This is a genomic window from Halomonas sp. DP8Y7-3 (assembly GCF_019801675.1).
In the GTDB taxonomy this organism is placed as follows: Bacteria; Pseudomonadota; Gammaproteobacteria; order Pseudomonadales; family Halomonadaceae; genus Halomonas; species Halomonas litopenaei_A.
This window is the reverse complement of record NZ_JAHVIO010000001.1, coordinates 64345-79907: the sequence shown is the minus strand read 5'-3', so window position 1 is coordinate 79907 and position 15563 is coordinate 64345. Positions and strand designations below refer to the sequence as shown.

Sequence of the window (15563 nt, the reverse complement as noted above, 5' to 3'; positions counted from 1 at the left end):
GCTTGGCGGTGGCTGCATGGCCTGTGCCGCTCACTTCATCCTCGGACATCCCATCGACGCGCTCAAGCGTGTCGACCTCTTGCTGACGCTGTTGCGCCTCCTGTTCGAATTCACGCTGCTCTTCAGCGCTCCACTGGGCCTTCACGCTTTGCTGATCCATCAACTCCTGCTTGACCAGCACGGCACTGTTACGAGGAATAATCGGCTTGTGGCGGGCGACCAGGTGCACCTTGGTAAAGGCGGCGCCGAACAGCAGGATCAAGGAGGAGTAGTAGACCCACAGCAACACCACCACCACAGAGCCCGCTGCGCCGTAAGTCGATGCAGTGGCGTTGTAGGCAAGGTACAGCGCAATACCTGAGCGTCCTACCGAGAACAGCAACGCGGTGACCACGGCCCCGACAATGACATCACGCCAGCGCAACACCACGTCCGGCAAGACCTTGAAGATGGTGGCGAACAAGGCGGCAATGACCCCCACCGACACGGCAAACTCAATGCCCCTGGTCAGTAGACTGACATAGGGAAGAAGGTCATCAGCGGCCTTCAATGCCGCCCTTACAAAGACCCCAAGACCTACCGAAACCAACAGAATGAAGCCGATCGCGAGCACGATGGTCAACGACAGCATCCGGTTCTTCACGAAGATCCAGGCACTGTTACTGGTGGGACGGGCCGCTACTCCCCAGATGGTGTTCAGTGAAAACTGCATCTGACCGAACACGGTGGTGGCACCAACGATCAAGGCGCCAAAGCCCAGCAAGGTCGGCAACAGCCCGGACTCCTGAATCCGCGACTGAGCCACGGCCTGTTCGATGGCAGAGGCGGCGTCGGGTCCCATGGTGCCCTGCAGCTGGGCAAAGATCTGTCCCTGGGCCGCCTCTTCACCGAGCACTACCCCAATCACCGTCACCGCAATGATTACCGTGGGGGCCAGGGAGAACAGCGTGTAAAACGCCAGGGACCCTGCATAGCTGAAAGCATTGCGCTCTAGCCAGAGCGCCACGGACCGCCGCAGTACTCCCCACCAGAAGGCGAAGAATGGAATGATCATAACGTTCCCTCGTCATTTTCTTTGCTGTCAGCATACCGAAGAGCGCGAGACAACGCAGAATCGATGTTCAACACCCTGTCTCAAGCAGGGGTTTGCGCGACCTGCCCCACCCCACCATAATGGCGGCGTCTGCGATACAGGAGTCGTTCATGCCCCCCGTCCCGGCCAGCCCATCGTCCCAGGCCAGCTTCGACTGCCTTGTCTTTATTGGCCGCTTCCAGCCGCCGCACCTGGGCCATCTCGCTGTGATCCGGGCGGCATTGAAGCAGGCGCGCCAGGTCATCGTCCTGGTAGGGTCTGCCTGGCAGGCGCGATCTCTACGTAACCCCTGGCGCTTCGACGAGCGCCGCCAGATGTTACGTAGCGCCTTCGACGACGAGGACAACGCCCGACTCGAAATCGTGCCGTTGCTCGACGCACTGTACAACGACGACGTCTGGGTCCACGACGTACAGCGCAAGGTGCGTGATCTGGCGCACCCCGAAAGCGCGCGACTGCCGCGAATCGGTCTGATCGGCGCAAGCAGAGGACAGTCAAGCTACTACCTGTCGCTGTTTCCCCAGTGGGAGTCCGTCAGCGTGCCGCTGGTAGAAGCGATCTCTGCCAGCCAGATTCGTGAGCGGCTGTTCCGCTCACAGGGCTCCGCAGTGGAATATCTCTCCACTAACGCCAGCCATGACCTTCCACCCGGTGTGGTTGAGCACGTCCATGAGTTCATGGACAGCAAACCCTACCGCCAGTTGGGAGAGGAACAACAGCTACTTGATCAATATCGCGCAGCCTGGGCCCAGGCGCCCTATCCGCCGATCTTTGTCACCGTATGCGCCGTAGTGGTGCAGTCGGGTCATGTGCTGTTGGCAAGGCGCACCTCGGCCCCGGGCAAGGGCTTGTATGCCCTGCCAGGGGGGTTTATCAGCGCCCAGGAGCGTTTGATGGATGCTTGTCTGCGAGAGTTGCGGGAGCGCATCCGCTTGAAAGTGCCGGAGCCGGTGCTGAAGGGATCACTGAGGGGACAACGCCTGTTCGACGAGCCCCATCGCAGCTGGCGTGGCAGGACCCTGGCCGAGGCCTTCTATTTTGCGCTGCGCCCTGACCAGAACCTTCCTCGGATCAAACCCGTCAAGGGCGGAGATCATGCTCGCTGGGTACCGTTGGCCGAACTGGAGCCGGAGAGTCTGTTCGAAGATCACTTCTTCATCATTCAGAACTTTCTGGGCCTGCCTGCTGACCGGCGCTCCTGATCACGAGCACCATCTCACCCACCACCGAGGCCTGGCCAGTATCAGGCCTCCAGGAAGTCCCGTGGCAGCTTCATCATCTGACGCCACAGCTTCTCGACGCCCGGCTTGTGCACCAGCGAACAGCGGTACAGGCGAATCTCCAGCGGGACATCCCATTTCTCACCGCCAGCCCTGACCACGGTGCCGTTTTTCAGCTCCTGGCGCAGGCAGAAATCGGGAATCCATGCCATCCCTACCCCCTGCATCACCATAGCCTTCAAGCCCTCGGCCATCGCCGTCTCGTATACGGTGCGCAAGCGCAGCCGCAAGGGGTCATTCTTCAGCAGCATACGCACGCTGCGGCCAAGGAAGGCACCCTGGGTATAGGCCAGATAGGGCAGCGACGCATCGCCGTCAAGCGAGAAGCGTGGCTCGCCATTGGCGTCCGGCTGACACACCGGAATCATCTTGACGCTGCCGATCGAGAACGATGGGAAGACCTCCCCATCCAACTGCATGCTGGCATAGGGATCATAGTAGGCCAGCATCAAGTCGCAATTGCCTTCGCGCAGCACGTGAATGGCCTCCCCCACGTTCATCGCGACCAGTCGGGTGGGCAGCTCACCCAACCCCTTCTGCAGCCGGGAAATCCACTGCGGAAAGAAGCTCAGGGCCAGAGAGTGCGCGGCCACCACATCGAGCGCCTCATTGGCCATGGCCAGGCCACGCAGGTGGCCCAACGACTCATTGAGCTGCTCGACGATGTTGCGCGCCGTGACCAGAAACAGCTGCCCCTGGGGGGTCAGGTCGATCGGCGTGGTAGAGCGGTCTACCAGTGTGACCCCTACCGCCTGCTCAAGAGAGCGAATCCTGCGACTGAAAGCGGGCTGCGTGACGTGGCGTTGACGCGCTGAGGCCGAGAAGCTCCGAGTGTTGGACAGGGCAACGAAGTCCTCGAGCCATTTCGTTTCTAGATTCACCGGTACTCCTTGAACTGTTGCCCCGTCCAACGTCGCCCTCTTCGACTAACGCTCTCGAGAGGGCAAATGGCTGTGATGGATGCCAAAGCGGCTCAATGTACCCGAAACCAGGCCCATGCCCAAGCATCGTCCCAGACTTTGTGTCGGGACCGCCGCACTTTCACCGTTGCCGTACCTTGAAGCCGTACCTTGCAGCCATGCCTTGAAGCCATGCCTTGCTGCAACAAAACCGGCCCCTACTGCACCGGCGCCAACAGATACGCGGCGCGGGACACCAGCTTGCGCCACAGAGGGCGTGCACGCATCTCCTCGAGCGTCACCTCACGGCAATTGGCGAAGTCCTGTTGCAGCATGGCTTCCACTTCACTGGCGAACCCGCGGTGAGGGACCAGTGCAGTGATCTCGAAATTCAGCCTGAAGGATCGATTATCGAGATTCACGGTGCCCACACTGGCGGCTTCGTCATCGATCAACATCACTTTCTGATGCAAAAAACCAGGTTGATAGCGGAACACTCGAATACCGGCCTTGATCATGTCCGGCAGAAAGGCAAAGGCCGACAGGAACACCAGCAGATGATCCGGACGCTCCGGCATCATGATACGTACATCGACGCCGCGCATGGCCGCCAGTCGTAGCGCCCCCTGCACCCCCTCGTCCGGCACGAAATAGGGGCTGGTCACCCACAGCCGATGATGCGCGCTGTGAATCTGATGCTGCACCATGAGGCTGGCCGTCTCCTGAGGATCGGCGGGACCAGAGGGCACGATCACCACCTGACGGTCACTGTCGTCAGTGGCGTCGTGATGATCGACAGCCGGCGCCCACGACAGGCTGAGCATGGTCCCCGTGGCCCAGTGCCAATCTTCCCAAAAGGCCTCCTGAAGACCCAGCACGCTGGGGCCGGTCAACTTGAGGTGGGTATCTCGCCAGGCGCCGTGTCGCGGATTTTCTCCGAGGTACTCGACGCCGACATTGAGCCCTCCGAGCCAGCCCTCGCGGCCGTCCACCACCAGAATCTTGCGGTGATTGCGGAAATTCAGCTGGAACCGGTGACGCCAGCCTCGCGATGAATGGAAGGCGCTGACGTTGATCCCAGCGTCGCGCAAGTCCCGCAGGTAACCCTCGCTTAATTGGCGACTACCGATCTCGTCATACAGGAAGTAGACCCGTACCTGACGCTCGGCGGCACGCATCAGGTGCTGCTGCAGGCGTCGCCCCAGGGCATCATCTCGCACAATGAAAAACTGGATGAGGATGTAGGAGCGAGCGGCATCGATACCCGCGAACAGGCTATCGAAGGTTTGCTCACCATCTATCAGTAGTTCGGTGCGGTTGCCGCTGGTCAACGGCATCATGGCCAGCTTCTCGACCGCCTTGACATCGGCATGGCTTGAACTGACCAGATAGGAGTCGAACCGATCTCGGTAGCGCAGCAGCACGCGTCTCAGCAAGGTGTCGCGCTGCCCACGAGCGGATACGTAGCCGTAGAAGCGTGGACGCCCAAATACCCAGTAGGCGGGCAAGGCCAGATAGGGCATCGTCAGCAGCGAGATGATCCAGGCAATCGCGCCCTGGGAGGTACGGCTCGACATCAGCGCCATGACAGCGGAAATGGCGCCGCCGACATGTATCAAAAAGATGGCCACACCAATCAACCATGAGGTCATCGCGGGTCTCCGTCCATGTGACAAGGCACCGTATTGCATCCTCGTGCCGGCACCAGCATACCGGTAACGACGACGGCCCCGCCAGGTGGCGGAGCCGTCGTATCTCGTCAGCGCGTGAGCCGCGCATCGCCAGAGGCGACGTTGGGATCACGCCACTGCCTCCCCGGCCGTCGTAGCGGCAGGGTCACACCGCTTCGGCGATGATTTCCTTCCACTTGGCCGGGCCGGTCTGATGCACCGACGTGCCCTGGCTGTCCACGGCCACGGTCACCGGCATGTCTTCCACTTCAAACTCGTAGATGGCTTCCATGCCAAGGTCTTCAAAGCCCACCACGCGGGATGCCTTGATCGCCTGGGACACCAGGTAAGCGGCGCCGCCAACGGCCATCAGGTACACCGCCTGATGATCGCGAATGGCATCGATCGCAAGCTGTCCCCGCTCGGCCTTGCCAACCATGCCCAGCAGGCCAGTCTGCTCAAGCATGGTGCGGGTGAACTTGTCCATGCGGGTCGCAGTTGTCGGTCCTGCAGGTCCGACGACCTCATCACCCACCGGATCCACCGGCCCGACGTAGTAGATGAAGCGCCCCTTCAGATCCACGGGCAGGCTTTCGCCCTTGGCCAGCATATCGACCATGCGCTTGTGAGCCGCATCGCGCCCGGTCAACAGCTTGCCGTTCAGCAGCAACGTATCACCCGGCTGCCAGCTCTGGACGTCCTCGGCGGTCACCTCATCGAGATTCACGCGCTTGACGTTGGCACCCGCCTCGCGCGTGATCTCGGGCCAGTCCTCAAGCTTGGGCGCCTTGAGCGCAGCAGGCCCGGAACCATCCAGGGTGAAATGGGCATGACGAGTGGCGGCGCAGTTGGGGATGATCGCCACCGGCTTGTTGGCCGCGTGGGTCGGGTAATCCTTGACCTTGATGTCCAGCACCGTGGTCAGTCCACCCAGACCTTGGGCGCCGATACCACTCTTGTTGACCTTGTCGAACAACTCCAGACGCAGCTCCTCGGCGCGGCTGGACGCTCCGCGGGCCTGAAGATCCTGAATATCGATCGGATCCAGCAGCGCTTCCTTGGCAAGCTCCATGGCCTTTTCAGCGGTCCCGCCGATACCAATACCCAGCATGCCCGGCGGGCACCAGCCAGCCCCCATCTTGGGCAACTGCTCCATTACCCAGTCCACCACGGAATCGGACGGGTTGAGCATGGCGAACTTGGACTTGGCCTCGCTGCCGCCGCCCTTGGCCGCGACGTGGACTTCTACCTTGTCACCCGGCACCAGCTTGTGGTGGATGACCGCGGGGGTGTTGTCCTTGGTGTTCTGGCGCTTGCCATCAGGATCAGCCAGAACCGAGGCGCGCAGCACGTTGTCAGGAAAGTTGTAGGCACGCCGCACGCCCTCGTTGATCATGTCGTCGAGGCTCATGTCCGCTTCGAAGCGGACATTCATGCCGACGTGGACGAACACGGTCACGATCCCGGTGTCCTGGCAGATCGGGCGGTGCCCCGTGGCACACATGCGCGAGTTGATCAGGATCTGGGCGATGGCATCCTTCGCTGCCGGGTTCTCCTCACGCTCGTAGGCGGCCGCCATGGCGTCGATGAAGTCCTTCGGGTGATAGTAGGAGATGTACTGGAGGGCATCGGCGACACTCGTGATGAGGTCGTCCTGGCGAATCACGGTCATGGCAGACTCCTTGGCTGGGTCGGTACGCCCGCTCTCTTGGCCACGCGGAGGCAGCACGGCAGGCTTGCGAGGGGCGCTAGTGTAGCGCAATGCGCTGCGCTAGGCAGCCACTCCCCGAACCAGACTGGCGTGAAAGACGGTTCAGCGCTGGCAGCGCGGGCAGTGATACAGCCGACGCGAGGCCATGCTGATGCGTTCTATCTCGCCGCCGCAGGCGTGGCATGGCTTGCCATCCCGCTCGAACACCGCAAACCGCCACCCCCGCCGCGTGGCTCCCTGCTGCCGGGCCAGGGACACCCACTCAGCGCGGTTGGTGACCCCGGCCTGCCGGTAGGCCTGCTGCGTGATGTCAAGGATGGTGCGCGCCAGTCGCTGGCGCTCTTGAGTCGACAGATCCCGGGGGCGCCGCCCCGGAGCGACGCCGGCGAAGAACAGGATCTCTGAGCGAAGATAGTTGCCGATACCGGCCAGCAGCCCCTGGTCAAGCAGACTGTTTCCCAGCGCCCGACCGCGCCACTGCGGGGCGTCGAGACGCTCTTCGATATCCTCAGGACTGACCTGGTGGGTGAGCAGATCTGGCCCCAATCGGCTAAGAAACGGGTGATCGGCTAGTGCATCGTGCTGCCACAGGGAGACATCAGATGCACTATAGAGACTGGCGGCGTGCTGCCCCGCTGCCAGCGATACCCGCAGCGAACGCCGCGTGGACGGGGGACGATCACGCCGGTGCAGCTTCCACACACCGTACAATTGGTTGTGTGAATACAGCGTTCGTTGATCGTCAAAGTGAATCAGCAGCGCCTTGCCCCAGCAGTCCACCGATGACACCTTGCGCCCTATCAGCGACGACGCCTGGACCTGAAGTTCAGAGAACGAAAACCATACATGATCGAGCCGGCGACCTTGCAACTGCTGTCCCAACCGGTCGGCGACGCGTCGAATCTCGGGACCTTCTGGCATTCTGCCTCCTGTCGGACACCGGGGGCGGCAACCATTGGCCATCAAGCGAATCGTGAGGGGCGCTACCTGCCAACGGCAGGCGACAGCGTCGCCTCATCCCTCGCCATCATGCCGGCCCCGCAGGCTGCCCTACATCGCCCCCAGGGCAAGCTGACGCTCGCGCAACTCGTGCAAGCGATCGCGCAAACGCGCAGCCTCTTCGAATTCGAGGTTGGCAGCGGCCTCGCTCATGGCGTCCTCGACCCGCGTCATTTCCTTGCGCAATTCATCCCCCGACAGGCTGGACACGTCGTAGGTGGCTTCCGGCTCGGCCACCTTGCGATCCTTGCCCCGCCCCTTGCTCTTGCGGCTACCGGGAGCCTGGGCAGCCTCCAGAATATCGGCCACGGAGCGCGTGACCGTCTGGGGCGTGATGCCGTGCTCCTCGTTGTGGGCCATCTGCTTGGCGCGACGACGCTCGGTCTCGTCGATGGTCTTGCGCATCGAGTCGGTGATGCGATCGCCATAGAGGATGGCCTTGCCGTTGGCGTTACGCGCGGCTCGCCCGACCGTCTGAATCAGCGAACGCTCGGCACGCAGGAAGCCTTCCTTGTCCGCATCCAGAATGGCGACCAGAGACACCTCTGGTATGTCGAGGCCTTCTCGCAGCAGGTTGATGCCCACCAGCACATCGAACTTGCCCAGTCGCAGATCACGAATGATCTCGACCCGTTCGACCGTATCGATGTCGGAATGCAGGTAGCGAACCTTGACGTCATGTTCGTCCAGATACTCCGTCAGATCTTCTGCCATGCGCTTGGTCAGGGTCGTGACCAGCACCCTTTCACCGACGCCGGTACGCAACCGAATTTCGGACAGCAGATCATCCACCTGGGTCGACGCCGGCCTGACCTCGATCTGTGGATCCAGCAGTCCAGTGGGTCGCACCACCTGCTCGACGACCTGTCCGGCGTGTTCGGCCTCGTAAGGGCCGGGCGTCGCGGACACGAAGATCGTCTGAGGGCAGATCCGCTCCCACTCCTCGAAGGTCATGGGACGGTTGTCCAACGCCGAGGGCAGGCGGAAGCCATACTCCACCAGGGTTTCCTTGCGCGAGCGGTCACCCCGATACATGCCTCCTACCTGGGGCACGCTCACGTGGGACTCATCGATGAACAGCAGTGCATCGGACGGCAGATAGTCGAAGAAGGTGGGCGGCGGCTCACCGGGATTCCTTCCAGACAGGTAGCGGGAATAGTTCTCGATGCCGTTGCAGTAGCCCAACTCAAGCATCATCTCGATATCGTAGAGCGTGCGCTGCTCCAGGCGCTGAGCCTCGACCAGTCGATCTTCCTTACGCAGGAAGGCCAGACGCTCCACCAGCTCTTCCTTGATCCGGTCCACCGCCGCCAGGATGGTTTCCCTGGGGGTCACGTAGTGGCTCTTGGGATAGATGGTCATGCGCGGGACCTTGCCACGCACTTCACCAGTCAACGGATCAAACAGGCTGATCGAGTCGATCTCGTCATCGAACAGTTCGACCCGGACCGCCTCGTCTTCGGCATCCGCCGGGAAGATATCGATGACATCGCCTCTCACCCGGTAGGTACCGCGCTTGAAGTCCATGTCGTTACGGGTGTACTGAAGTTCCGCCAGACGCCGCAGGAACCCCCGCTGGTCGATCAACTCGCCACGAGTGAAGTGCAGGCGCATCTTCAGGTACTGATCCGGGTCCCCAAGGCCATAAATCGCCGAGACCGAGACGACGATCAACGCATCACGGCGCTCCAGCAGTGCCTTGGTGGCGGACAGACGCATCTGCTCGATATGGTCGTTGATCGAGGCGTCCTTCTCGATGAAGGTGTCCGACGATGGCACGTAGGCTTCAGGCTGATAATAGTCGTAGTAGGAGACGAAATACTCGACCGCGTTATCGGGGAAAAACGCCTTGAACTCGCCGTAAAGCTGGGCGGCCAACGTCTTGTTGGGTGCCATGACGATCGTCGGCCGCTGGAGCCGCTCGACGATATTGGCCATGGTGAAGGTCTTGCCTGAGCCGGTAACCCCCAGCAGGGTCTGGTGGGCCAGGCCTGCATCGAGACCACCGACCAACCCGGAGATGGCGTTGGGCTGGTCGCCGGCGGGCTTGAACTTGGATGAAAGACGGAACGACTTGCTCATCGTGACTCCTGCAGAGGGATATTCAACAGGTCGGGGCGAAGCGACCATCCTTCAAGCCCCACCACCATCGCCAAGTCTCCGACACTAGCTACACACCATCGCTGCCATGACCAACGTGCCTTAAAGCGGTACACCGAAAGCCAGGGTGCGGCGGAAGCCAGGCAATAGCGGCGCCCTAACGCGCTCACTCTGCCAGGGTGCGCGTGGTGATCTCGACCGTGGAGCTGGTCATCAGCCGATGAATGGGACACTTGTGGCTGATCTCTTCCAGCCGTGCCTGCATCTGAGCGTCGGCAACTCCGTGAAACGTCATCGCCACATCGAGCCGGTAGATCCCCTTGCGTTCATCGCGCTCATCGCGGGTGACCACCACGCTGACCCCCTCCAGGGGCCATTCCTTGCGGCGAGCGTACATCTGGGCGGTGATGGCCTTGCAAGCGCCTAACGACAGGTCGAAGTAGTCGTGTGGGTCCGGTGCCAGGCCGTCTCCGCCATAGGGCACTGGCACGTCGACCAGAATGTCGTCGAAGCTCTCGATGGAAACGCGCTGCCTCAGCTTGCCGTCTTTCTCGGTGGTGACATGGATGGTCATCACTTCACCTCGATGCCGAGCTTGAGGCGCTTGATCGCCTCAATCAGTGCCTCTCGACGCGCTCTCCCCTCCACCTCGGCCCCGTGCCGACCGACTTCTACGCTGTCGACACCATCGAGCATCATCAGCGCGGTGGTGATCTGGTTGACCTGCTCGGCGCTATCCACGCCCTTAAACTCAAGAGAATATTGAGCCATCGAATATCACTTCCTGAACGCTGTGGACGAACCCGAAAGCTTAGCATGGGCAGCCATGACTGACAGCGGCGCAATCGTCCGGCCTCGACCGTTCGAGTACAGGAAGGGACAAGACGGCGTCCCGACAGGCGGCGGTCGCGTGCTTGCAAAACGCTGGGTCCGCCCTCACATTGCACGCATGCGCATAACATGCATGATGCTCACATGCTGCGCCCACTTCTTACCGCCGGACAGGACGGTCTCATGACGGATTGGATCACCGCGCTAGGCGGTCATATCAGCGGCCCGGATCAGGTCGAGTTTACTACCCCCGACGGGCCTCGACAGGCCCTCGACGGCACCGTGGTCACACCGCTGGTGCACCTGGGTGCTCTGGACATCACCGGCGCCGATGCCAGCGCTTTTCTGCAAGGGCAGACCAGTGCCCAGGTCCAGCATGCCAACTGTGACTTCGCGCCATTGACCTGCTTCTGCACGCCCAAGGGACGCATGCTCGCCAATGGCCAGCTCATGCAGGTGGCGCCGGACCACTATCGCCTGCTGATGCATCGCAGCCTGATCGCCCCAATGGCCAACCATCTTGGCAAGTTTGCCGCCTTCTACAAGGTATCCCTAGAGCAACGGGATGATCTGGCCATGATCGGACTGATCGGGCAGGAGGCCGCCGCGCTGGCAGAGGTCGACTGTGACCTTAAAGCGCCAGCCGTATGGCATCAGGCCACCCAGGACACCTTGATGGTACTGGCGCACCCGGGCCAACGGGATCGCTACGTCATCATGCTTCAGGAGGAAGATGCCAGGTCCCTGCTCGAGCGCTTGGCGCAGCAATGCAGCATTGTCGGCAATGACGTCTGGCGACTGTCGGATATTCAGGCGGGGCTGCATTTCATTGACGCCAACCAGCAGGACAGCTTCTTGCCCCAGATGCTCAACTGGGAGGGGCTGGCCGGCATCAGCTTCAAGAAAGGCTGCTACACCGGACAGGAGGTCGTCGCCCGAGCGCACTTCCGTGGCCAGGTAAAGAAGCGTCTCTACCGGGCCCAGCTTGAAGGCACTCAATTACCGGCTGCAGGCTCCGACGTGCTGGATGCAGAAGGAAAGCGACAGGGTGAGGTCATCGCAAGCGCCTTGGATGCCTACGCACAGGTAGAGGTGTTGGCCGTCCTCAACACCAAGGCGGAGGAGATGGCGCTTGAGGCCGAGGGCCAGAAGTGCAAGTTGCTGCATTTGCCCTATGCGGTGGAACGGCTTGATCCGGAGACGCTGGTCTAGGTCTCAGAACCCTACAGCGAGGCTGCCATCATCCGGGTGGCAGCCGAAACAACCTGCGGGCGTTAGCGCTGCTGCAGTCTGCCACCCGCTCGATGGTCTGCCGTCGCAGCTCGGCTACGCAGTCGCATACCTGGGCCACCCTGGCAGGCTCGTTGCGCTGCCCCTGATGGCCGCATAGCGGCATGTCTGGACTGTCGCTCTCCAGCAGGAAACCGTCATCAGGTAGCGATACGACGGCCCGCCTTAGCCTCGCCGCGCGCGGATAGGTCACCGCTCCCCCCAGGCCCAGCACGAAACCCAGGTCCAGGAACCGGCTCGCCTGCTGCGCGGACCCGGAAAAGGCATGAATGACGCCACCGGCCGGCAGCGCCAGCTGACGCAGCCGCTTGGCCACCTCGTCATTGGCCCGCACGCAATGCACCACCACCGGCAAGTCGCGTTCCTTGGCCAGCGCCAGCTGGGCATCGAACAGTCGCCACTGCTGCTCGAGAGTATCGCCGAAGCGGGCATCGATACCGCATTCACCCAGGGCGACACACTCGGGATGCTGATCCAGGGCCCGTGCCAGCGCCGCCAGATCGTCGTCACCACCGCTCAGGTGATGATGGGCAAGAAACACCGGGTGTAACCCCAGACAGACATGCACACGATCGCGATGGCTCTGCTGCAGGGTTGCCTGCCATCCTTGGCGATGGGTGCCCGCCACCACCAGTTGATCGACGCCGGCGTGACGCGCCCTGGCCAGGACAGCGTCACGATCGGGATCAAATGCCGCGTTGTCCAGATGACAATGGGCGTCGATCAACATGTCAGTGCTCGCGGGTCTCGCGGAATCGAATGTCCGGCCAGCGCTCCTGGGTCATCTGCAGGTTGACCCGGGTCGGCGCGATATAGGTGAGATAACCACCGCCATCGATGGCCAGGTTGGCACTAGCCTTGCGCTTGAATTCCTCAAGCATCTTGGCATCGTCGCAGTAGACCCAGCGCGCCGTATTGACGTTCACGCCCTCGTAGATGCAATCGACCTTGTACTCTTCCTTCAGGCGATGGGCGACCACATCGAACTGCAAGGTACCCACCGCGCCAAGGATCAGGTCATTGTTGTCCACCGGCATGAACACCTGGGTCGCCCCCTCTTCCGACAGCTGCTGCAGGCCTTTCTGCAGGGCCTTCATCTTCAGCGGATCCTTCAGCCGCACGCGCTTGAACAGCTCAGGTGCGAAGTGCGGAATCCCGGTGAAGCGCATATCCTCACCTTGCGTGAAGGTATCGCCGATCTGAATCGTGCCGTGGTTGTGCAGACCGATGATGTCACCCGGCCAGGCCTCTTCCACATGCGCACGGTCTGCCGCCATGAAGGTCAGGGCGTCGGCAATCTTGACGTCCTTCTTGATACGCACGTGGCGCATCTTCATGTTCTTCTCGTACTTGCCCGAGCATACCCGCAGGAAGGCAATGCGATCGCGGTGGTTGGGATCCATGTTGGCCTGGATCTTGAACACGAACCCAGTGAAGCGCTCGTCTTCCGCGGGCACCTCGCGCACATCGGTCTCCCGCGATTGGGGCGGCGGCGCGTACTCGACAAAGCCATCGAGCATCTCGCGCACACCAAAGTTACCCATCGCTGTACCAAAGTACACCGGCGTCAGCTCCCCACGGCGGTACGCCTCAAGGTCGAACGTATGGGAAGCACCGCGCACCAGCTCTACCTCCATGCGCAGTTCTTCAGCCACATCTTCCCCGAGCACGGCGTCGACCTCGGGGCTGTCCAATCCCTCGATGCGCTTGTCATCGGGGATTCGGTTGCCCTGCCCCTGGGTGTAGAGGTGAATGACATCATTGTAGAGGTGATAGACGCCCTTGAACTGGCGCCCCATCCCGATCGGCCAGGTCATGGGCGCGCACTGGATGTTCAGCACGGTCTCGACCTCATCCATCACCTCGATGGGATCACGGATATCGCGGTCCATCTTGTTGACGAAGGTCAGGATCGGGGTGGTACGCAGGCGGCAGACCTCCATCAGCTTGATGGTGCGATCCTCGACCCCCTTGGCGCCATCGATGACCATCAGGGCAGAGTCCACCGCGGTCAGGGTGCGATAGGTATCTTCAGAGAAGTCTTCGTGCCCGGGAGTGTCGAGCAGGTTGACCATGCGTCCGCCATAGGGGAACTGCATGACCGAGGTCGTCACCGAGATCCCCCGCTCCTGCTCCATTTTCATCCAGTCCGAGGTGGCATGACGATCATCACGCTTGCTCTTCACCGACCCCGCCATCTGGATGGCATTTCCGAACAGCAGCATTTTTTCGGTGATGGTGGTCTTACCCGCATCCGGGTGACTGATGATGGCAAAGGTACGCCGAAGCCCGGTTTCCTGGGCCTGCTTGGGGTTGGACATGAAGACTTACGCCTGCTTGCTCGTCGAGTGGGGACACGGGCACTTAGGCGCCGTGTGCAAAGTCGCCATGATACCGCGACGAGGCCCCTGCCTGCATCCACCCGGACGGGACATTCGCTGCCGCCCCTCCCCAGCCTGAGCCTGAATGGATATCCGGGAAACCTCCACGGGCCAGTCCAGTTTCCCTTGAGTTGGCCGAAAACGCCCAGGAGCTAGGCGCAGGCACTTTTCAGACGAGCCCTAGGCCAGACTCTCCTCTATATGCTCCGCCAGATAGTCAATAAACACGCGCACCTTGGGTGGCAGCCCACTACGACTGGGAAACACCGCGTGAAATTCCAGCGTCGGGCCACGCCAGGACGGCAGTACGGCCTCCAGGGCCCCTTCCGCGAGGTGGGGCCTGGCCATCAGCGAGGTCCCAAAATAGATACCATGCCCCCCAAGAGCAGTGTTCAGCGCCGACAGCGGTTCATTGGAGACCAGCGCAGGCCTTAGCTGCACACGCAGGGCTTCATGCTCCGGCTGCCAGAGCTGCCACACCACCCGCTCTCTCTCGGGGTTGGGCGACTGGGCAAGCGTTACGTGGTTGACCAGTTCGTCCGGGTGTCTAGGCCGTCCATGACGGTCCAGATACGTGGGGCTTGCGTAGAGCCGCATCACTGCTTCACCCAGTTTGCGAAAGCGATAGCCCCCCTGCTCCACCGGCCCCACATGAAGCGCGATATCCGTTCCCTCGGCAAGCAGGTCCACCGAGGTATCGTTCAAGGTCAGTTGCAGGCGGATATCTGGATACTGCTGCAGAAAACCTCCCAACAGCGGCGCCAGGTACTGAGAACCAAAGGTGTAGAGCGACGCCACCTTCAGCACACCACTCGGGGTCGACTGCAGCTGGCCCACGGCCAGCTGTGCATCTTCGACTTCCCGCCGCATGGCCACACAGTGTTGATAGAACACCGCGCCGGCCTCGGTCAGGTGCATACGCCGAGTAGTGCGCTCCAGCAGCCGTATCCCCAGGTTGCGTTCCAGCTCCCTCAACTTGCGACTCAAGGTGCTGGAGGGTATTCCGAGCCGCTCAGAGGCTTGCCCGAAGCTTCCTAGATCCACGATGCAGGCGAACCACAGCATGCTGTTGGCATTCGGGTAGGTCATGACGCTCGCTTCCTTGTTCCATGGACACCCACGATTAGAGCCGATCCTGGCTATCGTCACCTTGCTCAGCGCCAGCAAAACCGTCGCTCAGCTGACGCCTTGTCTCCTGCGGGGCTCTCTTAAGGGCTCTCTTAAGGGCTCTCTTGAGGGCCATCTCAGACACGACTCCAGCCACTATCCCATCGACGCAATTATTTTCTCCAATATCCGCGTTTTTCTC

12 protein-coding genes and 1 pseudogene are annotated in these 15563 nt (G+C 61.5%); 2 read left to right on the top strand and 11 right to left on the bottom strand.

The genetic code is table 11. The features are described from left to right. Positions 1 to 157: 157 nt before the first annotated feature. Positions 158 to 1054: pseudogene (locus KUV86_RS00360) on the bottom strand (YihY/virulence factor BrkB family protein); the annotation flags it as partial. Between the two features lie 149 nt (positions 1055 to 1203). Between KUV86_RS00360 and KUV86_RS00355 the strand changes: the two are divergent. Continuing rightward, a complete protein-coding gene (locus tag KUV86_RS00355) occupies positions 1204 to 2295 on the top strand; it encodes a bifunctional nicotinamide-nucleotide adenylyltransferase/Nudix hydroxylase (protein WP_206938629.1) in 1092 nt (363 codons plus the stop codon). 41 nt (positions 2296 to 2336) lie between these two features. Here KUV86_RS00355 and KUV86_RS00350 read toward each other — a convergent pair whose 3' ends face one another. The 7 genes from KUV86_RS00350 to KUV86_RS00320 all read right to left on the bottom strand — a co-directional run bounded on the left by KUV86_RS00350 (position 2337) and on the right by KUV86_RS00320 (position 10523). Continuing rightward, the gene (locus KUV86_RS00350; protein ID WP_206938627.1) at positions 2337 to 3254 is read right to left on the bottom strand and encodes a LysR substrate-binding domain-containing protein; all 918 of its coding nucleotides are present in this window, start codon (positions 3252 to 3254) and stop codon (positions 2337 to 2339) included. Positions 3255 to 3490: 236 nt separating this feature from the next. After that, positions 3491 to 4924 (bottom strand): cardiolipin synthase, encoded by a 1434-nt coding sequence (gene cls / locus KUV86_RS00345; RefSeq protein WP_206938625.1) that lies wholly within the window; start codon positions 4922 to 4924, stop codon positions 3491 to 3493. A gap of 184 nt (positions 4925 to 5108) precedes the next feature. After that, complete coding sequence (locus KUV86_RS00340) at positions 5109 to 6614, bottom strand: fumarate hydratase (protein WP_222483241.1); 1506 nt, start codon at positions 6612 to 6614, stop codon at positions 5109 to 5111. A gap of 141 nt (positions 6615 to 6755) precedes the next feature. Continuing rightward, on the bottom strand, positions 6756 to 7574 hold the full coding sequence (gene nei, locus KUV86_RS00335) for an endonuclease VIII (protein ID WP_222483240.1): 819 nt from the start codon (positions 7572 to 7574) through the stop codon (positions 6756 to 6758). A gap of 129 nt (positions 7575 to 7703) precedes the next feature. Next, positions 7704 to 9734, bottom strand: a complete 2031-nt coding sequence (uvrB, locus tag KUV86_RS00330) for an excinuclease ABC subunit UvrB (RefSeq protein ID WP_222163842.1) — start codon at positions 9732 to 9734, stop codon at positions 7704 to 7706. Between the two features lie 184 nt (positions 9735 to 9918). Beyond that, entirely contained in the window at positions 9919 to 10326 is a 408-nt protein-coding gene (locus tag KUV86_RS00325; RefSeq protein ID WP_222163843.1) for an OsmC family protein, read from the bottom strand. After that, positions 10326 to 10523, bottom strand: coding sequence for a hypothetical protein (locus KUV86_RS00320; RefSeq protein WP_206938615.1), 198 nt, complete (start codon positions 10521 to 10523; stop codon positions 10326 to 10328). Before KUV86_RS00320 ends, KUV86_RS00325 begins: the two co-directional genes overlap by 1 nt. 243 nt (positions 10524 to 10766) lie before the next feature. Between KUV86_RS00320 and KUV86_RS00315 the strand changes: the two genes are divergently transcribed. Further along, positions 10767 to 11795 carry a YgfZ/GcvT domain-containing protein gene (locus tag KUV86_RS00315; protein WP_222483239.1) on the top strand — a complete coding sequence of 343 codons (1029 nt, stop codon included), beginning with the start codon at positions 10767 to 10769 and terminating at the stop codon, positions 11793 to 11795. A 28-nt stretch (positions 11796 to 11823) separates the two neighbouring features. Here KUV86_RS00315 and KUV86_RS00310 read toward each other — a convergent pair whose 3' ends face one another. The 3 genes from KUV86_RS00310 to KUV86_RS00300 all read right to left on the bottom strand — a co-directional run bounded on the left by KUV86_RS00310 (position 11824) and on the right by KUV86_RS00300 (position 15343). After that, positions 11824 to 12603 (bottom strand): TatD family hydrolase, encoded by a 780-nt coding sequence (locus KUV86_RS00310; protein WP_222483238.1) that lies wholly within the window; start codon positions 12601 to 12603, stop codon positions 11824 to 11826. 1 nt (position 12604) lies between these two features. Next, a complete protein-coding gene (locus tag KUV86_RS00305; RefSeq protein ID WP_206938603.1) occupies positions 12605 to 14194 on the bottom strand; it encodes a peptide chain release factor 3 in 1590 nt (529 codons plus the stop codon). 240 nt (positions 14195 to 14434) lie between these two features. Further along, positions 14435 to 15343 (bottom strand): LysR family transcriptional regulator, encoded by a 909-nt coding sequence (locus tag KUV86_RS00300; RefSeq protein WP_222483237.1) that lies wholly within the window; start codon positions 15341 to 15343, stop codon positions 14435 to 14437. Positions 15344 to 15563 lie beyond the last annotated feature (220 nt).